The organism is Synechococcus sp. 65AY6A5, from assembly GCF_002760415.1.
In the GTDB taxonomy this organism is placed as follows: domain Bacteria; phylum Cyanobacteriota; class Cyanobacteriia; order Thermostichales; family Thermostichaceae; genus Thermostichus.
The window spans coordinates 161,940-185,912 of record NZ_AXUW01000001.1; the positions used below are offsets into that span (position 1 = coordinate 161,940).

Consider the following 23,973-nt stretch of genomic DNA (forward strand, 5'->3'; position numbering starts at 1 on the left):
AGCAGGTGTGCCGGAGTGGGTGCAATTCATGCCTGGATTGGAACGGGAGCCCAAACTGTCTAGGCAGAGCTCTCTGTGGGGGGCAACGCTGCTGCTGGGCTTGGCCGGAGCAGGTTTATTTTCCCCCTTGCCCGCTCAAGCAGAGCTGACCGCCGTTCCTGGCTTGTCTCGCATCGAGAGTTGGCACTACGACCCGCAGCGGGGATGGCTAGAGGTCAACACCCAGGGAGAGGTGCGTCCTTTTCTGTTTGTGCTGCAAAACCCTCCTAGGGTAGTGCTGGATTTTCCCAACACTCTCTTTGGGCGGGAGCCCCAAACCCAGACCTTTCCGGGGCGGGTTACCTCGTTGGAGATCAAACAGTTCACCCCAACGATCACTCGCTTTGTGCTGCACCTGCAGCCGGATCAGCCTCTCAGCCTCGACCAACTGCAACTGCTCACGGCTGGTCCCTCCCGCTGGGCTGTCCAGTTCCTCCAACCCGAGCAGCCCTTGCCCGCAGCAGCACCGCTATTTCCCTCGGCAGCCGGCCCCAGGGATCCCATCTCACCGTCCCCGCCGCTGCCCCGCCGCCCCGAAGCCAGCCCACTCTCTCCTCCTGCAACCTCCCCTTCCAGCCATCGGATCTTGGCCATTTCTCCGCAAGCGGAGGGCTTTTTCATCCGCACTCAGGGTAGCCCTTCCACCACGGTGCGGCGCATCCTCGATCCGGATCGAGTGGTGGTGGATTTTCTCAACACCACCCTCAGCCCCGCCCTCACCCAGCGGGTCTATACCGTCAACCGCCTGGGGGTTTCGCGGCTGCGGGTGGGGCAATTCGAGCCCACCATCGCCCGCGTGGTCTTGGATGTGGATCCTTCCAGTGGCGACTGGGAGGCCCGCTACGACCCGCAGCAGGGAGGAATCTGGATCCAGCCCGCCGGGGGTGCTGCCCAGGCCAGCCTTCTGCCCGATCTCAGCTCTGCCGACTCCCAAGGGCCCCTGGCTACCTTGCGCTCTGTGGAGCTGCGGGGGAATCAGCTCATCATCAGCGCCGATGGGTTCATGTTCTACCGGGCCGGCTGGGATCCGGAAAGCGGCGGCTACCGCATCAACGTGGCACCGGCCCGCCTACCCGAGTCCTTGCCGGATCCCGGCTTGCCAATTGGAGGGCCGGTGCAGCGGATCCGCTTTGTGCAGGAAGATGCCCGCACGGTCAGCATTCTGGTGCAACCTGCCGAAGAGTTCAACGTCTTTGAGCCCAATCCCGGCCAGGGATCCCGCCGCATCACCCTGGAGCTGCGCCCCCTCCACGCTCCGCCGTCCGCACCCCAGCCGCAACCGCCTGCCCAAGCTTCCCTTCCTTCCCGCCGGGGCCGGACGGTCATCGCCATCGATCCAGGCCACGGCGGACGGGATCCCGGTGCCATTGGGGTGGGTGGGATCCAGGAAAAGGACATCGTGCTCTCCGTTTCCCACCAGGTACGACACCTGTTGCAAGAGCGGGGGTATGAGGTGGTGATGACCCGCACCGACGACCGGGAAGTGCTGCTGCAGCCGCGGGTGGATATGGCCGTGCAGGCCAACGCCACTCTGCTGGTGAGCATCCACGCCAATGCTCTAGAGCGCTCCAGCATCCACGGCATTGAGACCTACTACCTGCGGCCCGACAGCGCCGAGGTGGCTGTGGTCTTGCACCGCAGCTTGGTGAGGGCCAGCGGCGCCGCCGACCGGGGGGTGCGACGGGCCCGCTTCTTCATGGTGCGGGAAACGCCGGTGGGCATGCCTTCGGTGCTGCTGGAGCTGGGGTATGTAACCAACCCAACCGAAGGGCGAAAGTTGGCTACCCCCGAATACCAGGCCATTTTGGCGCGGGCCATTGCCGAGGGCATCGAGGCCTTTCTGCGTAGCCGCCAAAGATAGGGACTCGGTCGGATCTTTGGTTTGAGCCGTTCGCCCCTACGGCCCACTCCGTGAAGGGACGAAGTCCCAGGGTAGGGAAGCTGTCGCCGAGACTCTCGGAAGCAGGGTAGGATACAGCAGCTTCAGCCAAGGTGTTGAGGAGAACGGAGCATGCGTTGGGAGTGGGGATCAGATCCGGATCCCAGTTGGCCAATTGGGGTGTTTGACAGTGGCTTGGGCGGGCTCACCGTCTGGCGGGCCCTGCGCCGTCGCTTGCCCCAGGAGCGCCTTGTCTACTTTGCCGACACGGCGCGGCTGCCCTATGGGGATCGCTCCGCCGAGGAGATCTTGACTTTTGTGCGGCAGATCCTCCGCTGGATGCAGGCGCAGCCGGTGAAGGTGGTGGTGATGGCCTGCAACACCAGCTCGGCGCTGGCCCTGGAGCAGGTGCAGCAGGAGTTTGCCCTGCCCATTCTGGGGCTGATCCTGCTCGGCGCCCAGGCGGCCCTGGCCCAGGGATCCCGCATTGGGGTCATTGCCACGGCAGCCACGGTCAAAAGCCGCGCCTACTCCAAGGCCATTCAAGAGTACAGCGCCCTGGATCCCCGGCGCTTTCCCCAACCTGTCCAGTGCTGGGAGCAGGCCTGCCCGGAGTTCGTCCCCCTCATCGAAGCCGGCCAGTTGGACGGCCCCGAGCTGCGCCAAGCGGCTGAACGCTATTTGCAGCCGCTCCTGCAACAGGGGATCGACACCCTCGTCTACGGCTGCACCCACTACCCGCTGCTGGATCCTCTCCTGAAGTCCTTGCTGCCCTCTTCGGTCAGACGGGTGGATCCCGGCGTGGCGCTGGTGGGATCCCTGGCCCGGGAACTCAGCCTCTGGGGCCTGCGCCGACCCTCAACTGCTAGCCAGGCAGAACCTCACCGCTTCTATGTGAGTGGGGATCCGGAGCGGTTTGCCCAGTTGGCCACTCCTTGGCTGGGCTTTCGACCCCAGGTGGAACGGGTGGAATGGCCGGCCTTGGACGTCAACAACTCCCGCCGGCCCTAGGCGAGAGCAGCAGGCCAGCCCAGGCAAATTGGCCCTACTTGCCCCCCTGTTGCTGCAGCGATCCCACAGGTTCCCTGCCTGCAGCCAGGTCGACACGGAGCAAGGGACAGGGAAAGGCCCTTTGGGTGGCTTTGGAATTGGAAGAGTGCAAGGTTGCCCAGGGCCTGGCCGATTCTCCTTAACTTGATAACCCCGAGTTAGCTCTGGTAGGCTTTAGGCGAGATTCGGCTGGGGGGAGGGGATCTATGGCGGCACGGGTGGGTATCAACGGTTTTGGCCGCATTGGGCGTTTGGTGCTGCGGGCGGCTTGGGGTTGGCCGGAGCTGGAGTTTGCCCACATCAACGAGATCAAAGGTGGGCCTGCTACTGCGGCTCACCTGCTCAAGTTCGACTCAGTGCAGGGCCGCTGGAACACCGACATCGAGGCATCTGAGCAACGGCTGCGCATCCAAGACAAAACCCTTACCTTCAGCGAGTTCAAATCTCCCGGCGAAGTCCCTTGGGCGGATCTGGGGATCGACCTGGTGCTGGAGTGCTCGGGCAAATTCGTCAAGGCGGCAGAGCTGGATGCCTACTTCAAAGCAGGGGTGCGCAAAGTCATTGTGGCTGCCCCCGTCCAGGATGAAGAGGCCCTCAACATCGTCATGGGCGTCAACGACCACCTCTACGACCCCGCTCGCCACCATTTGCTCACAGCCGCCTCCTGCACCACCAACTGCCTGGCCCCCTTGGTAAAGGTCATCCACGAGGGGATCGGCATCCTGCACGGGGTGATCACCACCGTCCACGACGTCACCAATACCCAAAGTATGGTGGATGCCCCCCACAAAGACCTGCGGCGGGCCCGCTCGGCTCTGCTGTCTTTGGTGCCCACCACCACCGGCTCGGCCAAGGCCATCGGCCTCATCTACCCTGAGCTGAAGGGAAAGCTCAACGGCCTTGCCGTGCGCGTGCCCCTGCTCAATGCCTCTTTGACCGACGCGGTGTTCGAGGTAAAGCGGCCCACCACGGTGGAAGAGGTGAATCATCTCTTAAAAACGGCAGCCGAGGGGGAACTCAAGGGCATCCTTGGCTATGAGGAGCTGCCGCTGGTCTCGGTGGATTTCAAGGGGGATCCCCGCTCCAGCATTGTGGATGCCCCTTCCACCATGGTGGTAGATGGCACGCAGGTGAAGATCCTGGCCTGGTACGACAACGAATGGGGCTACGCCAACCGCATGGCGGAATTGGCCCGCAAGGTGGCCCTCAGTTTTTTATAGAAGCGTTTTTTGAAGCATCCCCCTTGGAGGCCTGCCCATGACTGCTGTCTCGAGCGCCCAAGCTGCCGCCGTGCGCAACTATGCCCTGGTAACGGCTGCCTACTGGGGCTTTACCCTCACCGACGGCGCCATCCGCATGTTGGTGCTGCTCCACTTCCACAAGTTGGGCTTCACCCCGATTCAGATTGCCATGCTGTTTCTCTTCTACGAGATCTTTGGGGTGATCACCAACTTTCTGGGCGGCTGGATTGGATCCCTGTTTGGCCTGCGGCTGACGCTGTACGGGGGCATCGCCATCCAGATCTTCGGCTTGGTGATGCTGGGGGTGATCAACCTGCAATGGCCGGTCTGGGGCCAGGTGGCCTATGTGATGACGGCCCAAGCCCTGGCCGGGATCGCCAAAGATCTCACCAAGATGAGCTCCAAAAGCGCCATCCGCCTGGTGGTGCCCAAGGAGGCCGAGTCCCGCCTCTTCCGCTGGGTGGCCATGCTGACGGGATCCAAAAACGCCCTCAAGGGGGTAGGGTTTTTCGTCGGGGCGGCCCTGCTGCAGATCTTCACTGAGATCTACGGGGATCCCATGGGCTTCCGCATGGCCAATTTCGTCCAGGCGGGGGCGCTGGCTTTGATCTTCTGTTCCGGGATCCTGCTGCCGGCGGACATGGGCAAGGTCAAGGCCAAGATCCCCTTCAAGCGGCTGTTTTCCAAAAGCCGCGAGATCAACCTCCTCTCAGCCGCCCGCTTTTTCCTCTTTGGGTCGCGCGATGTGTGGTTTGTGGTGGCCCTGCCGGTGTTCCTCTACGACAGCCTAGGCTGGAGCTTTATGCAGGTGGGCAGCTACATGGCCCTCTGGGTCATTGGCTATGGGATCATCCAGTTCCTAGCGCCCCAGCTCCTGGGAGGAGGTCGCCCGGGTCGCGCCCCCAAGGCCCGCACCATCCAGATCTGGACGTTCACCTTGACGGCGGTGCCGGCACTCATTGCTACCGCTTTTATGGCCGGCCTGCCGCCGCAATGGGTGGTTACCGGCGGCCTCATCCTCTTCGGGATCGTCTTTGCCTTCAACTCGGCGGTGCACTCCTATCTGGTACTGGCCTACACAGAGGATGACGATGTCGCCCTCAACGTGGGCTTTTACTACATGGCCAACTCCGGTGGGCGCCTGCTGGGGACGGTGACTTCGGGGATCCTCTTCCAGCTTTACGGTCTGGAGGGCTGCCTCTGGTTTTCCACCCTGTTGATTTTGATGGCAGGGCTGTTTTCGCTGAAATTGCCCGATCCCAGCAAAACCCCCGTGGAGTGGGTGGTTAAGCCGGGGGATTGAGGTGTTAGTCAAGCAGGGCCAGGTTATCCCGGTGAACCGCTGTATCGACTCCCTCGTAGCCCAAGATGTAGGGGATCTCGGCGGTTTTCTTGCCTTTGATCCGCCGCAGTTCCTCGGCGCTGTAGTTGACCAGGCCCCGCCCTACCTCCCGTCCGCCGGGATCGCACAGGCGCACGGCTGCCCCTGCCTCAAAGTCGCCAGAAACGTCGGTGATCCCTGCCGGCAGCAGCGAGCGCCCCTGCTCACAGACTGCCCTTACAGCTCCCTCATCCAGAGTCAGGGATCCCTCGGGGATGAGGCCGTAGGCAATCCACCGCTTGCGAGCACTAACGGGCTGGGGAGCTGGCTCAAAGCGGGTGCCGATGGGCTCTCCGGCCAAGATGGCCGGGATCTGATCGGGCCGTTTGCCGTTGGTGATCACCACCGTCACGCCGGCAGCGGTGGCGATTTGAGCCGCCGTGAGCTTGGTTGCCATGCCGCCGGTGCCCCATCCACTGTTGCCGTGGGCTTCCGCCTTCACCCGCAAAGGCATGCCGTGCTCCACCCGCTCGATGGGCTCGGCGGAGGGATCGCGGTGGGGATCAGCGGAGTAGAGCCTGTCCACATCGGTGAGGAGGATCAGCCACTTGGCCTGCACCATGCTCGCCACCAGGGCAGAGAGGGAGTCGTTGTCGCCAAACTTCAGCTCCTCCACCGCCACCGTGTCGTTTTCGTTGACGATGGGGATAACCCCCATCTGCAGCAGTTGGGTGAAGGTGCGATTGGCATTGACGTAGCGGCTGCGCTCCACAAAGTCGCCGCGGGTAAGCAGCACCTGAGCAATGGGTTGGTTGAGAGCAGAGAAGAGATCATCGTATAGGCGAATTAGCCGTCCCTGCCCCACTGCTGCCACCGCCTGTTTTTCTGCAATTGCCGTGGGTCGTTGGCGCAGGCCCAGGCGGGCACAGCCTACCCCTACCGCTCCGGAGGAGACAAGGATTACCGCATAGCCCTGGCTGCGCAGCCGAGTCAGCACCTCCACCAGCGGCCCCAGCACGGAAAGGCGCAGCGAGCCCGTCTGCATGTCTGTCAAGCTGGAGGTGCCGATCTTCACCACCACTGTTCCCTCTGTTGCTGCCATCTTCTCATTCAATCCACTTGTTCGATCCAGCCAGGGTTCCCCATCCGTATCCCACCATAGCGGAACCGGGGCCCTTGCTTGCCCTCAGAGTCGCTGCAGGGGACAATAGAGGAAAGCAATAAATCTGCCTCAAGGTCTCTCTTTCTCTGCCTGTGAACCCTGTTCGTACCCTCTCCGCCACCAAAGCGGCCTTTTTCAGCGCCTACCCTCGTCCGATCAACGCCGCCTACCGGCGAGTGGTGGAGGAGTTGCTGGTGGAGCTGCACCTGACCACCGTCAACAGCGCCTTCGTCTACGATCCTTTTTTTGCCCTGGGTCTGGTTACTCTCTACGACAGCCTGATGGAAGCCTACCATCCCCCAGAGCAGCGCGAGGCCATCTTCAACGCCCTCTGCAAGGCGCTGCACCTGAAGCCGGAGGTGTTGCGCAAGAACGCCCGCGACCTGCTGGAGCTGATGCGCAGCGGGGATCCCGTCCAGCGATACAACCTGCTCTGTCTCAAGCCGGAGGCAGAAGATGTGGGCGGGCTGAAGGCGATTTTGCAGCGCATGACCCAGCCCCCCTACGCCTACAGCCGAGTTTTGGCGGTTGGCCTCTACACGGCCTACGAAGCGGTGGCCACCTCGCTCTACAAGGAGCCGGAAGAGCGCACCCGCCACTTTCTGGAGGACGTGATCGGCAACCTACCCTTTTCGCCGGAGCGAGTCAAAAAAGATCTGGAGCTTTACCGCAGCAACTTGGATCGCCTGAAGCAGGCGCGGGCCATCGTCGAGGAGATGGTGAAAGCGGCCCGGCGCCAACAGGAGCGCCGCCAATCCACCGCCTCGCTGCCCGAGACTCCCGCCGCCGATCGCAGGGAGTCCAGCGGCTAAAACCCCCTAGACCAAATAGGGGGCCCACCTGTCCACCACCTCAGGCGAGCCGTACCAGCGCCGCCCGCCTCGACCAGAATGGTGACAGTCGGGAAGGGTGAGGTTGATGGCCCCTGGCAGATGGGCGGCCTCAATGGGGGTGATGCCATCTCCCCACAGCTCCCCTTGGCCGGCGGTAAGCCGGTAGCTGTTGTAGGCCAGCCAAGCCAGATAATGCTCCTGCCGCCATAGCGATCCCAGGCCCACGCGCCGCCCTTGGATGGCCTTGCCCGCCACACAGACGTATTTGACCTGTGGCCAGAAGGCTCCCGGGTAGTGGGTGTTAACGAAGTCCAGGTTGCGCCTTGTCCAGCGCTCCCGGCTGGTGTGCGGGGATCCCAGGCTAATTAGGGTGGAAACGTGCTCCCGCCCCTGCCAGACCTGCCCCCCGTAGGGCACGGATCCCAGGTAGATGCGGGCAATCCAGCCGCCCGCGGAGTGGGCCACCAGGTTAACCCGGTCCACTTCAAACTCGGCTTGGGTACGCCGAATCGTGGCCTGCAGCGCCTGCAAGATGGGCGTGACGGGCCTTCCTCCCAGGGTAGGCAGCCAACTGCGCACCTGCAGCGGCACCACCCGAGCCGGGTAACCGCGGGCCTCCAGCTCCCGACGCAAAGGCTCATACTCAGAGGCGCCCGCCAGATAACCGGGCAAGATCACCGTGGGCAGAGCAGCCATGGGCTAGCGGGGGTACCAGAACATGCCCTTGATCCCCTCCGGGTCGGGCGTAAAGCCCAGCCGCTCGTAGAAGCTAACCACATCGCGGTCGGCAAAGAGGGTGATGTTGCTGATGTCTTGGGCGCGCAGCTCGTGGATCACCTTTTCCATCAGCCGCCTGCCCAGCCCCCGGCCCTGAAACTCAGGATGCACCACCACATCCCAGATGGTGGCATTGAAGGCGTGGTCAGAGGTGGCGCGGGCAAAGCCGATGAGGCGACGGTAGCTGCCCCGCTGCTGCCACATCGACACCACCAGAAAACTGTGTTGCAGGGCTTTCCTAACCTTGTGGATGGGGCGACGCGACCACCCTACTGCATCGCAAAGTTCCTCCAGCTCATACAGATCCAAGTTGGGATCCAGGCTAAAGACAATAGTCTCCCCCCCCACCGCCAACGTTTCCTGGCGACGGTCGGCTTTGGCTGTTTGCGCCGGCTCTTTGGTTGTAGCGGCCCCTGCTGCCCCAAACAGGCCTTTCCAAAAGCTCATCTGAATTTTTGCCGAGTAAAAGCCCACCTCTAGCCTGGGCGGGCGTGTCCTCAGTATAGCCAGGATCGGCAGCAGAAATGGTGCATCTGCCCAGGTGTTTCCGCGCAGGCTTGGGACGAACCTTATATCCGAGACTGAGAAATAATCGAGAAAGCTTAGCTCTGGGCACGTTGTATGGCTCCTCCCGGCACCGGCACCCTTGTCAATGCCCTCGCGATCCTAGTGGGCAGCGGCCTCGGTTGGGCGGCGGGCCGTCGCCTGCCCGAACGCATAAGCCAAACCCTGTTGCAAGCCCTGGGATCCCTGGTGTTGGTCTTGGGGATCCAGATGGCTCTCACCCTCAGCAGCGCTGCCCAGGCGGTAACGGTTTTGCTGGCCCTGATCGGGGGGGCTTTGCTGGGGGAAGGGATCGACCTCGAGGCCGCCTTTGAGCGGCTGGGACAGGGCCTGGAAAAGCGGGTGAGCCCCTGGCTGGGCCCCAGCCCTATCGCCCGCGCCTTCGTGACCACCACCATCCTGTTTGTGGTCGGCCCCATGACTCTGCTGGGAGCTATCCAGGATGGCCTGGGGGATCCCTCGCTGCTCTTGGTCAAGGCCGCCTTGGATGGCATTGCCACCCTTGCCTTTACGGCCAGCCTCGGCTGGGGCACGCTGTTTTCCGCCCTGCCGGTGCTCTTGGTTCAGGGAGGCGTGGCCCTGCTGGCGCGGCAACTGCAGCCGCTGTTGCGCCCAGACCTGCTCGCCGCCTTGGAAGCCACTGGCGGGATCCTCATCCTGGGTATTGGCATTAACCTGCTCGGCCTGGCCCGCCTGCGGGTGGCCAACCTGCTGCCCGCTTTGGTGATTGTGGAGCTGCTGGTGGGATTTTTCCCCCTCTGGGATCTCGATTTCTAGGGAACTGGAGGGGGCTCTCGCCCTGGGGGAGAAGGGAACCCAGCACAAGAGCGTCTGGAACCTCCCTCTCTATCCTCTAAGCCCTACCCTGACCGCCGTCCTAGCTGCTGGGGGCCAGCAGCAGTAAGGGTCGCGTCTTGAAAAAGCCTGATCCGGAAACTGACCCGGTGCGCGGCAAGCCCCGTCGTGCCGCTGCGCAGAAGTCGGCAGCCTGCCTCGTGGCACCCACCTACAGTTCAACTTTTGCCAAAGCTTCTTCCGGCCCCACCAGGGCAATGGCCGGGTTGACCAGGTAGGTTGTTGCGGCCTGATGGAGATGGGCAGGGGTGAGCTGCCTTACTCGCTGCAAATACTGCTGGTCGAACTCCAGGCCCAGGCCCAAAATCTCGTACCAACCGGCCAGTTGGGCCACTTGGGCGTTGGTTTGTTTGCTGAGGGCATATTGGCCCAAGAGCTTGCGCTGGGCCATCTCCACTTCCTCGCCGCTCAGGAGGGTGTCGTGGAGGCGACGGATCTCCGCTTGCAGGCGCTCCAGGGCCACCAAAGTGTTCTCCGGTGCCGTGCCCAGGTAGGCCCCAAAAGGGGCGGGATCCCGGCGGGTGGCAAAAAAGGCCGAGACCTCATAGGCCAGGCCGCTGCGCTCGCGCAGCTCCACAAACAGGCGGCTGGACAGGCCGCTGCCCAGGTAGGTGGCCAATAGCTTCAGGGCCGGATAGTCGGCGGAAGCGGCAGGGGAGCCGCGGAAGCCCATCAAGATCGTCGTCTGCTGGGTGGGCTGGGGCAGCTTCAGCAGTTGCGGCCTCTCCAAGGGAGACAGCGGCAGGGCTGGGTCGGGGGCGGGCGGGCCGGCGCTCACCCAATCTCCCAGAGCCGCTTCCACTTGGGCCGCCACTGTCTCGGGCGGCTCTGGGCCGATCACCGCCATCACCATGCCCTCTGGGCGGCAGTAGGTGGCGTGGTAGGCCAGCAAATCCTCGCGGGTCAGGGATCCCACTGTTTCCACTCCTCCCAGCTCTGGCAGGGCGTAGGGGTGATCCCCATAGAGGGCCCGCCGCACCTGATCAAAAGCCAAGCTGAAAGGCCGTTCCTGTCGGGCGCGAATGGCTTGCAGCATCAAGTCCCGCTCCCGCGCCACCTCTGCCTCGGGAAAGCTGGGATCGCGGAGGATCTCCGCCAGCAACTGCAACAGCTCCGGAAAATCCTCCGCTACACAGCGCAGGGCGACCTCGAAATGATCGGCGGCGCTGTCTACCGAAAGGGAAGCTCCCAACGATTCCACCCAAGCGGCAATAGCCTGGGAGTCGCGCTGCCGGGTGCCCTTGGTGAGGACAGCGGCCAGCAACTGGCTCAAGCCCGCCTGCTGCGGTTGCTCTACCCGGCTGCCGCCGCGAAAAAAACAGTGGGCAGCCAGGATCTCCACCGCCGCGTTCTGGCCCACCAGCAGCGTGATGCCGTTGGTCAAGCAGAGGCGCTGCAGATGGCCGCGTTGGGTGGTGGACAGGGTGGGGTGCATTGGGCAAGGGATCCAAGACTGAAAGGCCATCAACGGCAGGCCAGTTGCAGCTCCGAAGCCGCGGCAGCGTCAGAGGCAGCCGGCTTGAGCAGAGCGACCACGTAAGCCTGAGGGGAGAGATACTGCTGCGCCAGCTCGCGGATTTGCGCCGGAGTAAACGCTTGCAACAGCTCCAGGTACTCCTGCAGGCGCTGTACCCCAACCAGGGTCTCGTAGTAGCCGTAGAGGCTGGCCAGTTGACTGGGGGACTCGGCGGAGAAGAGCAGCTCGTGGGTGAGCATGCGCCGGGCGCGATCCAGCTCCGCTTGGCCAATGCCGTCCTGCTGTAACTTCTCGATCTCGTGCAGGATGGTTGACTCCACCTGTGCCAAATCCTCTACCTCCAGTTGAGCGCTGATGCAAAAGAGCCCCCCCTCCTTCAGCACCAGCGAAGAGCAGCCGATAGCCCTCACCCAGCCCCGCTGCTCGCGCAACAGATGCACCAGCCGCGAACTACGGCCCTCCCCCAGCACTACGGCCAACAGCTCTAGGCCGCACACCTGCTCCCAGGCGTCGAGGCTGACAGTGGGCCAGGCTAATTTCAGGCGGGCCTCTTCTGCGCGGGCGTGGGCGCTTTCGCGGCGCAGAACCCCCTGCGGGCGGGGCTGAGGAGAGATCGGAGGGGCAATCCAACCAGGGCCACCGGCGGAGCCGCCAAACTCCTTTTCCACCAAGGCCAGAGCTCGCTCAGGATCAATGCCTCCCGTCACCACCACCGTCATGAATTCGGGTCGGTACCAGCCGCGGTGGTAGGCGCGTAGTAGCTCTGGGGTCAACCCCATCAGGCTTGCCGGCGTGCCCAGCACAGGTCGCCCATAGGGGTGCTCCACCCCAAAGGCAGTTTCCATGAGGAGCTGATAGGCGGTGTAGCCCAGGTTGTCAGCAGCGCGGCGAATCTCCTCCAAAATCACCTGCTGCTCTTGCTCAAACTCCTGATCGGGGATCCCGGCCCGCAACACTGCCTCCGCCAGATAGGGCAAAGTCTCCGGCAGATCGGCGGCAGCTACTGTCATGTAGTAGTGGGTGTAATCCTGGCCAGTAGCAGCGTTGGCAATTCCCCCCCGGCCCTCGATGGCCCGATCCAGCTCGCCGGGGGCCAGTCGCTCGCTGCCCTTGAAGACCATGTGCTCCAGAAAATGGGAGATGCCTAGCCACTCTGGTGGCTCGTTGCGCCCGCCTGTCCGAACCCAGACATCGACAGTTGCAGAATCGGCAATTGGGATAGGGTGAAGAATGACGCCCAGCCCGTTGCTCAGGCAATAGGTATGGGCAGGCAAAAGACGGTGTGTGCGATTCAAAATTCTTAATCGATAGAGATCATCCTTAATCTTATTAAATCTTAACGACGAAAGCCGCTCAAGACAGTATGTGAGGTCACCTTTCATCAAAAACCTGCCACAGCCCCTCTCTCGTCACGCTTGCTGCTGTGGATTAGGGGATCCCTCGCCGGCGAGGTTTTCTTCTACCTGGAAGCCAGGGGGCCATTCTTCGCTGTCGCGCAGCCTCTGCACCACCTCCTGGGGCAGTACCACCCCCAACTCCCGCGCCGCCACCGCTACCACATCGCCGCGGTCGATCAAGCCGGCAATGGCGCCGCTGGGGGTGAAGACCAGAATGCGGCGCGGCTCTGCCTGGCGCATCATCTGAATCACCTGGGGGATGGGGGTTTCCTCTTGCACCCCCTGCAGTTGCTCCATCGGCTTGAGAATGGCTTTGAGGGTGAGGTGATCCCACTGGCTACGCTCGATGTCGTTGAGCAGTTCCGGCCTGACCAGGCCGCGGTAGCGGCCATCTTCTTCGGCAAAATAAACGTCCGCTGGCTGAGCTGGGGCTTCCGGCCTGAGGGAAGAAGGCACCAGGTAGCGATCGACAAACTCCCGCAGGCTCATGCCCGCATCCACCACCCGAAACCGGCGGGTCATCACATCCGCAGCTTTTAGGCGGGCCAGCACCTGCTGCAGTTGCGCATACTGCTCATAGCGGCGGGCGCTGTTGACGATAAATAGGCCAATCAGGCCTATCCACAGGCCGTTGAGGCTCCCTAAGAACACCACCCACAACCCCAGGGCCACCAACCCCCAGCCTACCCCTTGCCCAGCGCGAGCCGCCCACAGCATGCCCTTTTGCCGATCCCCTGTCCAACCCCAGATCGCCGCTTTGAGCATCTGCCCCCCATCCAGGGGCAGTCCCGGCAGCAGATTAAACAGGGCAATCATTAGGTTGATGGCAGCCAGGCTGGCGAGGGTTGAGGTCAGGGGCGACCCCGGCCCAGCCCAAGCTCCGGCCACGCTAAAGAGGACAAACAAGCCCAAACTGAGAAGGGGCCCTGCCAGGGCCACCCAAAAAGCGCCCAGGGGACGGGGGACTTCCCGCTCAATGGCCGCCATGCCGCCAAAGATGAACAGGGTGATGGAACTCACCCGTACCCCATAGGCGCGGGCCACCAGGCTGTGGGCCAGCTCGTGAGCCAGCAAAGAGAGAAACAGCCCCAGGGCCGTCACCACGCCATAGGAGAGCACCAGCAACAGGGCCGCCGGAAACCAGGTGTAGTCAAGGAAGAGGGGGATCCCCCACAGGCTACCGATGCGCAGGCGACTGGTCATGGCGATGCAACTCCTTACAAAGCTCTTACTTGGGAGAAGGCCCAGGAAGGTGCCATTGCAGACTTGACGTGGGATCCCTCTTTTCCACTGTAGCCCTTTTGCCTGGTCTTCCTTCCCCACCCGCCGCCGCCAGCCCAGGGGAACAGCGGGGGGAGGTAACCGAGCTTGCCCTATCCCTAGGGGATCCTGAGGAGTTGCCTAGAGAACACCACCACCTACAACACCAGGCTTCTGAAGATTGTGATAACGTGGTTGGGCATTGGCTCGGCAGGGTTGTAAACCGGCGCTCAAAGGAGCTTTCCCAAAGGCAGCTTTGCAGAAGGGGTGTAACTATGGTTCAGAGCAAGGAAGCACATTCTCCGGCAATCCAGGGACTTGGTATGGGCTCCCTGGGCGAATTTCCAGCCACGGCCCCGGCGGCTGCCCCCGTGTTCTACCGTACCTACAGTCGGCGTCGCCCAGATAGCAGCCGCGAGACCTGGAGCGACGTCTGCGATCGGACCCTGGCCGATATTGCCCGCCTAGGGCGCCTTACTCCCCAAGAGCGGGAGCTGGTGGAACGTCTGCAGCGGCAGTTGAAGGCCTTGATCTCCGGTCGGGCCCTGTGGGTGATGGGCACCGACTGGATCCAGAAGCCGGAAAACTACTCCGGTGCCTACAACTGCACCAGCCTCACCGTGGTGGACTGGCGCTCTTTTGGCCTGATGATGGATTTGGCCATGATGGGCTGCGGCACGGGGGCGGTGCTGGAGCCCCAGTTCATCAACCGCTTGCCCCCCATCCTCAACCGCCTGCAGGTGCAGGTGGTGGGATCCATCGGCGCCACGCCGCGGCATTCTCGGCAGGAGCACACCCCCATCCAGCGGCAGGGATCCCGGGTGCACATCCAGGTGGGCGATAGCCGCCGCGGCTGGGTGGAGTCTTACCAAGCTCTCTTGGAGCTGGCGGCGGATCCCAGTTTTGGGGGTCAGGTGGAGGTGACGGTGGATCTCAGCCATGTGCGCCCCGCTGGGGAGCGGCTAAAAGGGTTTGGGGGCGTGGCCAACCCCATCAAGCTGCCCGGCTTGTACCAGCGCTGTGCCGCCATCCTCAACAAAGCCGTGGGCAGGCAACTGAACTCGGTGGAGTGCTGCCTGCTCATTGATGAGGCGGCCGCAACGGTGGTGGCGGGGAATATCCGCCGTAGTGCAGGTATGCGCCAGTTTGCCGCCGACGACGAGCTGGGATCTAGCGCCAAAGACAATCTCTGGCAGCAGGACGAGCAGGGCAACTGGAGAATTGACCCTGAGCGAGATGCCCTGCGCATGGCCAACCACACCCGGGTATTTCACCGCAAGCCAACGCGGGAAGAGTGCATTGCTGCCGTGCGCAAGCAGTTTTACTCCGGCGAGGGGGCTATCCAGTGGGCTGGGGAAGCCGTAGCGCGGGCCAACGCCGACCTAATCAACACCCCCGAGCTGAAGCGGGAGTTCCTCAACGTCTATGCCTCGGAGGGACCCGAGGGAGCTAGGCGCTGGATAGAGGAGCGGCAGGCAGCTAGTAGCTCTCCGTCTGTCCAACCGCCAACGTGGCATAGGGTGCAACGGTATGGGCTGAACCCCTGCGTTACCGCAGACACTTGGATCCACACGGGCGACGGCCCGCGCCAGGTGAAAGACCTTATTGGCAAGCAGCACAGCACCTACGTCAACGGCGAGCTATTCAGCACGACCCCAGAGGGGTTTTTCTACTCCGGCACCAAGCCCGTGCTCAAGCTGGTGACCCAGGAGGGATTTTCTCTTCGGCTGACGGGCAACCATCGTGTTCTCAAAGTCATTGCCCAGACTTCAAAGGCGCAATACACGGAATGGGTGCCGGCAGAAGGGCTCCGCCCGGGCGACCGCATTCTGCTGCACAACCATCGCGACCTAACCCCCTGGGATGGTGAGGGGACCTGGGAGGAAGGCTGGCTCTTGGGGAATTTGCTGGGCGACGGCAGCCTTGCCACAACCCAGTGGAATGACACGGCTGTACTGCGCTATTGGCAGGATACGCAGCAGGAGATGAGCCTCCATGCGGCTCAGTTGTTGCAGGCTGCGGTAGGGTACGAACCTCGCCGGCCAGAGACCTATTATCACCCCAAGCTGAAGTGCCGGGTTATCCATTCCACCGGCTTGGCGAAACTGGCGGCTAAGTTCGGCATGGCTCCAGGACAGAAGCAAATGACTGCGGCACTGGAAGCCACAAGCTTTGATTTCCACCGCGGCTTTTTGTGCGGCCTGTTTGACGCAGACGGCAGTGTGCAGGGCGGTCAAGAGAAGGGAGTTAGTGTGCGGCTTTCCCAAAGCAACCTGGACACCCTCAAAGCTGTGCAGCGCATGCTGGCGCGTCTAGGGATTGTCTCGGCCATCTACGAGAATCGCCGTCCCGCTGGGTATCGTCTGCTGCCTGATAGCAAGCGCCAGCCAGCCCCCTACGCCTGCCAGGTGCAGCACGAGCTGGTCATTAGCGGGGACAACCTGCACCAGTTTCAGGCAGTGGTGGGCTTTCGAGAACCGCGCAAAGCTCAGAAGCTAGGTGAACTGCTCGGCAGCTACCAGCGCCGGCTCAACCGGGAGTGGTTTACGGTTACAGTTGCAGCCCTGGAGCCTGACGGCGTGGAACCGGTCTATGACTGCACCGTGCCCGGCCCAAGCTGCTTTGATGCCAATGGGTTGGTTGTCCACAACTGCGGTGAGATCATCGGATGCGACTTCCACTGCAATCTGGCCGAGATCCACCTCAACCGGCTAGATCCCCACAACCGCCAGGAGCAAGAGGAGGCCTTTACGGCAGGGGCCCTGTCGGCTGCGGCGCTATTGCACCACCGCTTTGTTGAGCCCCGCTTCCAGCGCTCAAGGGAATGGGATCCCATTGTCGGCGTCTCGTTTACCGGTCTGTTTGACTTTTGCGTCAAAGCCTTTGGGGTGGACTGGCTGCGCTGGTGGCAAGCAGGAAGGCCCGATACGCCCCTGGGGCAGGAGTTCAAGCAGCAGGAGCGGGAATACCTCAGCTTTTGGAAGGAGGTCGTCCACCGCGTGGTCTGGGACTACTGCGACCGCCACGGGTTGCGCCGTCCCAACCGCTGCACCACTGTTCAGCCCGCCGGCACCAAGTCCCTGCTCACCAACGCCTCCCCCGGCTGGCACCCGCCCAAGGCCCAGCGCTACATCCGCCGCATCACCTTTGCCAAAAACGACCCCGTGGCCCTCGCCTGTCTGGACTACGGCTACTCGGTGGTGCCCGCCCAGTCGGACAAGGATGAGCACGGCAACCTGCTCAACGACCCCTTTGATCCCCGCTGCACCGAGTGGCTGGTGGAGCTGCCGGTGGAGGTGGAGTGGGCCAACTTGCCCGGCGCTGAGGAGATTGAGATTGAGCGCTTTTCTGCCCTGGCCCAGTTCGACTTCTACATGCAGGTGCAAAAGTACTACACCACCCACAACACCTCGGCCACCCTCGAGCTGCGGGAGGACGAGATCGAGGCGCTGGGATCCCGCATTTACGAGGCCATCCGCGACGACGAGGGCTACATCAGCGCAGCACTGCTGGCCCGCTTCGACGCTCCCTTCCCCCGCTTGCCCTTCGAGAAAATCGACAAGGCCACCTACGAGCGGCTGATGGCCGAGGTCAAGCAAAGACGAAAGACCGACAACTTTTACGAGGCGCTGGCGCGCTATGACCGCAACCTCGCCCTAACCGCGGAGGGTCCAGCAGGGTGTGATGCCCTCGGCTGTCTGATGCCGGAGGCTAGCCCGCAGGGCGAGAACCCGTCCCGTTAGCAGAAGGGGGGATCCCGCCTCGGGCTCTGGCTACACTGTTCTTGGCCGGGAATCCGAGCACTGCGCGCCTTGGCAGCCCCCTCGGCAAGCTAGGGGCAGGGGGGGTTGGCATAGGCCGGTTTTCCCTGCTCGAGCGTTTGGTGGCTGGAGGATCTGATGCAGACAGGAGCGCAGCTCCCGAGGAAAGCCTGGACGGTGGAAATCTGGCGCAGGCTAAGGGGGCTGGTGCTGGCGCTGGTGGTGCTGCTGGGGATCGCCTGTTCTAGCCTCAAGGGCTCTGGGACCTCCCCTCCTGGATTGATCCCTCCTCCGCCTGAGCCGGGCAGCCGGTCGATTCCTCTAGCGGTGCGCACTCTGGGCACCAGCCGCTTTAAGTTGCTGGGCTTGACAGTGGGTGTGGCTGGAAGCGAGGCTGAAGTGCTTCTGGATACCGGCTCAGCGGGGCTGCGTATTCTGTCGTCGGTGGCAGGGCGCTTTGGCTTAGAGCGGACGGGGATCCCTTCCACGGTAACCTTCGCTGATGGCACGCGATTTATTGGCGTGCTGGCTCGCGCTCCCTTCAGCTTGGGTGGGATCCAGAGCCGAGAGCCGGTCACGATTCAGTTGATTGACCAAATCACCTGTGTGGAGCCGCTGGTGGCCAGCTGTTCCGACAGGCTGTTTGGACCAGGGCGGCCCTTTGCTGGGATCCTGGGCACCTCTTTGGACGAACGCAGCCCTGACCGCGACCTGTTTAGCCCTCTCACTCGCCTGCCGGGCAATTTTCGCTCGGGGTACATCATCCAAACCGGCGGCTTTGAGTCTGCTCAGGGCCTTTTCACCGTCGGCCTGACCGAGGCCAACACCGCTGGCTTCAGTTTTCGGCCACTGCCCCAGGTGGGTAGCTTTCCCGATGGCACGCCCATCTGGCGGGATGAAGCTCTGCAAGTGGCCTACCGCATCAGCAATACTTCTATCCAAAATGTCCTCAGCCCCACCGTATTTGACAGCGGCGCTTCCGACATCTTCCTCAACGTTCGACTGTTGGGATCCGCTCCTTTTCCCACCGCCACCCTACCCCCAGGCTCGGAGTGGCGAGCTGTGCTGGGAGGAGCCTTTGACTACCGCATCCGGGTTGGCTTTCCGGTAACGCCCAGCCGGGATCGGATCTTTGTCAACGGCAACCAGAGCGTGCAACTGTTGGGCATGCCCCTGTTTTTCAACGCCGACGTTGCTTTCGATAGTGAACGTGGTCGGATTGGCTTTCGCCTGCGTTGAGACGAAGTTGTTTTCAACATCCAAAAGCATTGGGATCACTTGCGGAGAAGAACTTGCCATGTTCGGCCGAGCCTTGAAAACCGGGAACAGCACGCTGCACAGATGGCCTTGGGTTTGGGGGCTACTGCTGCTCTGTTGGCTAGGGCTGAGCGGGCCGGCTTGGTCGATCAGCTTAGGGGATCCCTTGCCCGAATGGGCACAGCCCATGCCGGTGGGGCGACAGCGCTTGCGCGGGGTGGAGCAATACCGCGGCCAGGAACAAATCCGCGCCTATGGCAACGAAGCAGGACGGGTGTTTTGGATTCAAATCAACAGCAGCGCTGACTTGCCCCCGGATTACCGAGACTATTTGGGCGAATACCAACAATTTCTGGTAGAAGCTGTAGAAGTGGTGCCGTTGCGAGCCCGACGGCTGCGCTTCCGCCAGGGAAATCGCAGCGCCGAGTGGCAGGTGGTGGGCATGAGCGGTCGGTTTCAGGCGGAGGCGATCAGCAGAGATTTGGCTCCGCCAGGGTTGTTTGGAGATCCCTCGTGAAGAGCAGGAGAATTAGAGCTTATCCTAGAGATCCTAGAGAGAAACTTGAAACTAGAGTCTGCCAATGAATTTACTCCAGAAGAAAGTTGAGGTTACTCTTAATCGCTTCTTCGTTAAGAGGCTAACTCAGGAGGATCTCACCTTCTACGGATACCATTGCAAGCCAAACCCTCTCCCCGCTCCGGGGGAAGAGCACAAAGCCCTCGCAAGGGTTTGTAATCAGCTAGGTGTAGTGGCTGTTCCTCTAGAGGGCTGCATTATAGCCCGGGAAAAGGTTGACCCCGATAAACTTAAGACAAAGGACGGGGAACTAGAGGAAATTGGACAGAGAGTTCTAAACTGCACCAATGTCCAAGAAAAAGATGCCCTCGAAAGCTTTGAGCGTAGGAGGCTACGGCTGTGTCTCAAATCTTTGTACTCTGGGAAAACCGAAGTTGAAACATCAGGAGGCAGCTTACTTTGGTGGAAGAAGGAAGAAGTTGATTGTGGAGAGGGTTGGAAAATCCACGAAGGAAGAAGAATAGATGTTGTTGTCAACCAGGACAGTGAGCTGTACATAGAGATAGATGTTCAGTACCATTTCTACACGCCATGGACCTTGCATGAGTGGCTTGAGAACTATCCAGATGTCCCGATCCAGTGGGTCCAGAATACATACGATAAACGCCAGACTTGGGAATATCTGGGTATCCTTTCCAAACAGTCGCCGTGGGAGATTCAATTGCCAGAGCTGAACATGAGTCTAGCGGAGTATCATTTGCAGAAGCACAGTGCACCTAGAGAGGAAGTGGAAAGCTCCTGGGTAGTCAAAGTATCTTCAGGTCGAGGGTGTTTTCCCCATCTGTCTCGAAGGCTATCGCCTGTCTTAACTTTGGAGATGCTGGCCAGCATAGAAGATGCTAGAAATCCTGGTAAAAAAGTCAGTGCTTCGGTCATCGAGCATTTTAGAAAAAGTTTAGAATATAGACTTCAAGAGTCTAAAAAAGTTGCAGAGACTATCATAAGAAGAATCTACAAATCTCCCATTGCTCAAGAGAGAATTCAGCCTCTGAAAATAGAGGGCTATATCCTGCCAAGGCCAAGACTACTGGGTCGCAACAATCAAGCAATCGAGAACCCAGCCAGAGTTAGGTACAAAGGATGTGCAAGGGTTGGCGAGACAAAGTTTGGACTTCTAAATCTTGACGATAATAAACATGAGTATCCTACTGAGGTTCGCAAGTGCCTACTTGAAGTAGCTAAAAAGAGCGGAGCAAGAGTTGAAATAGACTTTTACGCAACCCGTCAAGATTTACCTGAAGGCGACCTTGCTCAACAGAGGTTTTGGCAAAGCTGGGCCGACAAAGGGATCAAAACTGTTCTGGTTGTCATGCCCTTGTCGCCTGATGAGCACAAGCAAAAGATCCGCTTGCAAGCACTTCGAGCAGGAATAGCAACTCAGTTTATGATTCCTGGAGCTGACCCCTACAAAGCTCTAAATGTCGTACTAGGACTTCTGTGTAAAGCTGCGTGGCAACCCGTGTTGCTTGAACCCCTCGATCATCCTGAGTGCTCCGAGCTTACCATTGGTTTTGATGTGGGGACGAATCGAGAGCTTTACTACGGAACCTCTGCCTTCGCGGTACTGGCCAATGGTCAAAGCTTAGGCTGGGAGTTGCCCGATATACAAAGAGGAGAAACTTTTTCCGGCGAGGCAATTTATCAAACCGTGTCCAAGCTCGTCAATAGATTCTACAACAAATTTCATCGATACCCTAGAAAGGTTCTTTTGATGAGGGATGGCTTAGTTCAAAGAGGCGAATTTGATAAAACAATTGAGGAACTAAGAAAAGAAAAGATTGCTGTGGATATTGTTGGAGTGCGCAAAAGTGGCGCGGGAAGAATGGGGATTCAAGAAGAAGGCAGATATAAAGATGCTGCAATGGGCACTGTCATTTTTGACCATGAACGAAGGTCATTTATGCTCGTAACAAGCCAGCCTATTAAGAAGTCCTCGGTGCCAATTGGCAGCGCAAGACCGCTGCGAGTTGTCCATGAACACGGCAACACTCCTTTGGAAGTTCTGGCTATACAAACTTACCATCTCTCCCAGCTTCATCCTGCTAGTGGGTTTCAGCCTTGCAGGCTCCCTTGGGTGTTGCACTTTGCCGACAAAAGCAGTAAAGAGTTCCAGCGCATTGGCAACAGCATTTTTAGTGTGCTGCAGAACATAAACCGAGAGAAGTTGATTGCCGTCTAGCCAAGGGAGGGGATCCCCACCTGCCGGCCTTGCTAGGATTGGGGGGGTGGTTGGTGTTGCGGCTATGGAGATGAATGAGGTCTGGAAGACCTTTCTGAGCAACCCTGTTGTCTTCTGCGGGGGCTTTCTCAGCGGCCTGCTGCGTTTGGATGTAAGGCAGGATCCGCTGCGCAGTTGGCTAGAGTCGCAGGGCTTGAGGGTGGAGGATCCGCCGGCCTCCACGCAAGGCCCCCAGTCTATTGCCATTGAGTAGGCATGGAGACAGGAGAGAGCCTCCCCATTCAGCAAAGTAGGCCAAGGTGAGCTGATGCCCCCCGGACAATCTGTAAGAAGGTGGCGACGGCAGGGATCCCTCTATGGCTATCTGGGCGGGGTTGTGCTTTTGCTTGCGGGGCTAGTTGGCTTACCCTCAGCAGATTTGGCTTTGGCCCAAGCGGAGCTCATTTCCTCGAGAGGCTCTGACCAGGATCCCCAGCTTTGGCTGGAGCGCTACAACGCTGCTTTGAAGCAACTGCCCCCTTTGCCCAACTTGCAGTACCGCCAGCAGGTGCGGGTGGAGGGATCCCAAACCTTTACAGCCACCTTGGATGTGCTCTATTGCCGCGACGGCAGTTGGCAGGCTTGGGTAGCCGAGGGGGATCGTGTTCGCCTGTTGGATTCGCGGCAACTGGAAGCGGTGAACCAATCGGACTTGCTCAAGCTGTATTCCGTGTACGTGAGCCGGCCCGAAGCGCTCCTGCCCTCGGTGAGCTTTCATCTAGAGGCTGATCCCAGCCGCTACCGCGTCCTCTCCTCAGAACGGGTAACTCTGGCGGGATTCCCTGTCCAGCATCTGCGTTTAGAGCCTCTCCAAGAGGGCCAGGTGCGGGAGCTGTGGCTGGATCCGGAGTCGGGGCTGCCGCGGCAGGTGCTCTTGTTTTTGTCGGGGGTGTGGGGACAGGCCTATGCCCTGATAGGGTTTGCGGCAGTGCCGGATCCCCAGGCAGGGGTTAGCTACTGGCTGCCGGAGAGCACCCGCATCAATTTGGCCTACGGGTTTTGGACGCTGGAGGGCCTGACCCGCCGCCTGTTCAGGGGATCCCTTTCCATCCGGCACGACTACCAGGACTACCGCATCCTGCCGGAGGGGGTGCAGCTGCGCTTTTTGCCCTCGCAGCCGCCGGTGGATGCGCCGCCGGTGGTGGCCGGCCTGCCGGAGAGCACGCCCCCAGTGGAGCTAGGAGATGTGCAGGTTTTGGGGGTGGATGAGCAGGGAAACCAGCAATTTAGCATTGGCCTAGGCCGACGCAGCGAGGCCAAGACCCCCTTGGAAGACCGCATCGCCGCCTTTAACCTCACCCGACCGGCCAGCCGCAACGCCCTTACCCAGATCGATACCCTAGCCTTCTTGCCTTTGGGGAGCAGCCAGTTGCCTATCTACCTCTTTCAATTCGACACGGGTCGCCCTCTCTATCCCCTGCAAGGGGTGGAGCGCCCGCGGGTGGATCCCAACGGGGTTTTCGATCCCAGGCCGCCCGCCATCAAACTCTTTGGAGACTAGCTCCCCATGCTGACCGATGCCGCCTACGGCGTAATCCCGATCCTGCCCCTCCCGCCCGCCCAGGGATCCCATCTCTACCTGCTCATCCAGCATCAGAAGGGGCACTGGGCCTTTCCCAAAGGCCACAAAGATGAGGGGGAAAGCGACTTGGCGGCAGCCCAGCGGGAGTTGCGGGAAGAAACCGGCCTAACCGACTACCAGCTCCTGACCCTGCCCGGCCAGTCTGACCCTTTGACGCTGCAGGAAGCCTACACCTTTACGGATCCAGAGGGGAACCGAGTGGCCAAAACCGTTACCTACTACGTGGCCTTGTTGCCGCCCCAATTTCCTCCTCCGGCCCTGCAGGTGCAACCGGAGGAGGTGGCCGCCTACCGCTGGTGCTCCTACCCCGAGGCGTTGGAGCAGATCAGCTTTGAAGAAAGTCGCCAGCTCCTGCGCCGCTGCCAAGCCCACCTGGAGCAGCTTTGGAAATTGGAGAAGACCTAAATTCCGTATTTTTACGGAAGAGGTTTATCGGGGTTACCTTTATCTTGTCTTGCAGGCTTTCCGTGGGAAGTTCCCGAGTAAGAAAGCCAGCAGACAATCTGAGGGCTAGCCTTCACCTTTAGAGATTGGCTGATGAGCAATAGTCATCGATCTCCCCAGGAGGAGAGTTTTTCTGAATACGAATTGAACGCTGAAACTGCCTTTGAGTTCGTGCAGCCTTGGCCGTCTTGTTGGGCTTGGCTCATCTAAAGATCTCGTCTGGGTCAGGGCTGGGCTTGAACTGTATTCTGGAAAGCATTTTTTCACCGGCTTGTGGGG

At 60.9% G+C, this 23,973-nt stretch carries 19 protein-coding genes; 13 read left to right on the forward strand and 6 right to left on the reverse strand.

The annotated features are described in order from the left end of the window. Positions 1 to 28: 28 nt before the first annotated feature. From SYN65AY6A5_RS00765 to arsJ, 4 genes are all read left to right on the forward strand, one after another. Positions 29 to 1,900 (forward strand): N-acetylmuramoyl-L-alanine amidase, encoded by a 1,872-nt coding sequence (locus SYN65AY6A5_RS00765; RefSeq protein ID WP_099884471.1) that lies wholly within the window; start codon positions 29 to 31, stop codon positions 1,898 to 1,900. 150 nt (positions 1,901 to 2,050) lie between these two features. Continuing rightward, on the forward strand, positions 2,051 to 2,929 hold the full coding sequence (murI, locus tag SYN65AY6A5_RS00770; RefSeq protein WP_099883718.1) for a glutamate racemase: 879 nt from the start codon (positions 2,051 to 2,053) through the stop codon (positions 2,927 to 2,929). A gap of 245 nt (positions 2,930 to 3,174) precedes the next feature. After that, positions 3,175 to 4,188: an ArsJ-associated glyceraldehyde-3-phosphate dehydrogenase gene (locus SYN65AY6A5_RS00775; RefSeq protein ID WP_099883720.1), complete on the forward strand. Its 1,014-nt coding sequence runs from the start codon at positions 3,175 to 3,177 to the stop codon at positions 4,186 to 4,188. 37 nt (positions 4,189 to 4,225) lie between these two features. Then, positions 4,226 to 5,512 carry an organoarsenical effux MFS transporter ArsJ gene (arsJ, locus tag SYN65AY6A5_RS00780; protein WP_011430992.1) on the forward strand — a complete coding sequence of 429 codons (1,287 nt, stop codon included), beginning with the start codon at positions 4,226 to 4,228 and terminating at the stop codon, positions 5,510 to 5,512. A gap of 4 nt (positions 5,513 to 5,516) precedes the next feature. Here the strand turns inward: arsJ and proB are convergent, their stop codons facing one another. Then, positions 5,517 to 6,632 (reverse strand): glutamate 5-kinase, encoded by a 1,116-nt coding sequence (gene proB / locus SYN65AY6A5_RS00785; RefSeq protein WP_099883722.1) that lies wholly within the window; start codon positions 6,630 to 6,632, stop codon positions 5,517 to 5,519. A gap of 152 nt (positions 6,633 to 6,784) precedes the next feature. On the opposite strand from proB, the gene psb29 reads away from it, so the two are divergent. Continuing rightward, on the forward strand, positions 6,785 to 7,504 hold the full coding sequence (gene psb29, locus SYN65AY6A5_RS00790) for a photosystem II biogenesis protein Psp29 (protein WP_011430990.1): 720 nt from the start codon (positions 6,785 to 6,787) through the stop codon (positions 7,502 to 7,504). Between the two features lie 6 nt (positions 7,505 to 7,510). On the opposite strand, the gene SYN65AY6A5_RS00795 is transcribed toward psb29, so the two are convergent. Beyond that, entirely contained in the window at positions 7,511 to 8,221 is a 711-nt protein-coding gene (locus SYN65AY6A5_RS00795; protein ID WP_011430989.1) for a hypothetical protein, read from the reverse strand. Positions 8,222 to 8,224: 3 nt separating this feature from the next. Then, positions 8,225 to 8,749, reverse strand: coding sequence for a GNAT family N-acetyltransferase (locus tag SYN65AY6A5_RS00800; protein ID WP_099812932.1), 525 nt, complete (start codon positions 8,747 to 8,749; stop codon positions 8,225 to 8,227). Positions 8,750 to 8,923: 174 nt separating this feature from the next. On the opposite strand from SYN65AY6A5_RS00800, the gene SYN65AY6A5_RS00805 reads away from it, so the two are divergent. Then, positions 8,924 to 9,643: a DUF554 domain-containing protein gene (locus SYN65AY6A5_RS00805; protein WP_011430987.1), complete on the forward strand. Its 720-nt coding sequence runs from the start codon at positions 8,924 to 8,926 to the stop codon at positions 9,641 to 9,643. Positions 9,644 to 9,872: 229 nt separating this feature from the next. On the opposite strand, the gene SYN65AY6A5_RS00810 is transcribed toward SYN65AY6A5_RS00805, so the two are convergent. From SYN65AY6A5_RS00810 to SYN65AY6A5_RS00820, 3 genes are all read right to left on the reverse strand, one after another. Further along, complete coding sequence (locus SYN65AY6A5_RS00810) at positions 9,873 to 11,186, reverse strand: pitrilysin family protein (RefSeq protein WP_011430986.1); 1,314 nt, start codon at positions 11,184 to 11,186, stop codon at positions 9,873 to 9,875. Beyond that, positions 11,186 to 12,493: a pitrilysin family protein gene (locus tag SYN65AY6A5_RS00815; protein WP_011430985.1), complete on the reverse strand. Its 1,308-nt coding sequence runs from the start codon at positions 12,491 to 12,493 to the stop codon at positions 11,186 to 11,188. Before SYN65AY6A5_RS00815 ends, SYN65AY6A5_RS00810 begins: the two co-directional genes overlap by 1 nt. Before the next feature lie 114 nt (positions 12,494 to 12,607). Continuing rightward, positions 12,608 to 13,798, reverse strand: a complete 1,191-nt coding sequence (locus SYN65AY6A5_RS00820) for a site-2 protease family protein (protein ID WP_011430984.1) — start codon at positions 13,796 to 13,798, stop codon at positions 12,608 to 12,610. 380 nt (positions 13,799 to 14,178) lie between these two features. Here SYN65AY6A5_RS00820 and nrdJ point away from each other — a divergent pair, with 380 nt between their 5' ends. From nrdJ to SYN65AY6A5_RS00855, 7 genes are all read left to right on the forward strand, one after another. After that, a complete protein-coding gene (gene nrdJ / locus SYN65AY6A5_RS00825) occupies positions 14,179 to 17,598 on the forward strand; it encodes a ribonucleoside-triphosphate reductase, adenosylcobalamin-dependent (protein ID WP_240530956.1) in 3,420 nt (1,139 codons plus the stop codon). A 156-nt stretch (positions 17,599 to 17,754) separates the two neighbouring features. Beyond that, positions 17,755 to 18,855: an aspartyl protease family protein gene (locus SYN65AY6A5_RS00830; RefSeq protein WP_099812937.1), complete on the forward strand. Its 1,101-nt coding sequence runs from the start codon at positions 17,755 to 17,757 to the stop codon at positions 18,853 to 18,855. Positions 18,856 to 18,913: 58 nt separating this feature from the next. Then, positions 18,914 to 19,390: a hypothetical protein gene (locus tag SYN65AY6A5_RS00835; RefSeq protein ID WP_099812939.1), complete on the forward strand. Its 477-nt coding sequence runs from the start codon at positions 18,914 to 18,916 to the stop codon at positions 19,388 to 19,390. Between the two features lie 64 nt (positions 19,391 to 19,454). After that, on the forward strand, positions 19,455 to 21,629 hold the full coding sequence (locus SYN65AY6A5_RS00840) for an argonaute PAZ domain-containing protein (RefSeq protein ID WP_099812941.1): 2,175 nt from the start codon (positions 19,455 to 19,457) through the stop codon (positions 21,627 to 21,629). A gap of 70 nt (positions 21,630 to 21,699) precedes the next feature. Then, positions 21,700 to 21,882 (forward strand): hypothetical protein, encoded by a 183-nt coding sequence (locus SYN65AY6A5_RS00845; protein ID WP_240527838.1) that lies wholly within the window; start codon positions 21,700 to 21,702, stop codon positions 21,880 to 21,882. Between the two features lie 54 nt (positions 21,883 to 21,936). Next, a complete protein-coding gene (locus tag SYN65AY6A5_RS00850) occupies positions 21,937 to 23,169 on the forward strand; it encodes a hypothetical protein (protein WP_099883726.1) in 1,233 nt (410 codons plus the stop codon). Between the two features lie 6 nt (positions 23,170 to 23,175). After that, a complete protein-coding gene (locus tag SYN65AY6A5_RS00855; protein WP_099812945.1) occupies positions 23,176 to 23,655 on the forward strand; it encodes an NUDIX domain-containing protein in 480 nt (159 codons plus the stop codon). Positions 23,656 to 23,973: the final 318 nt, after the last annotated feature.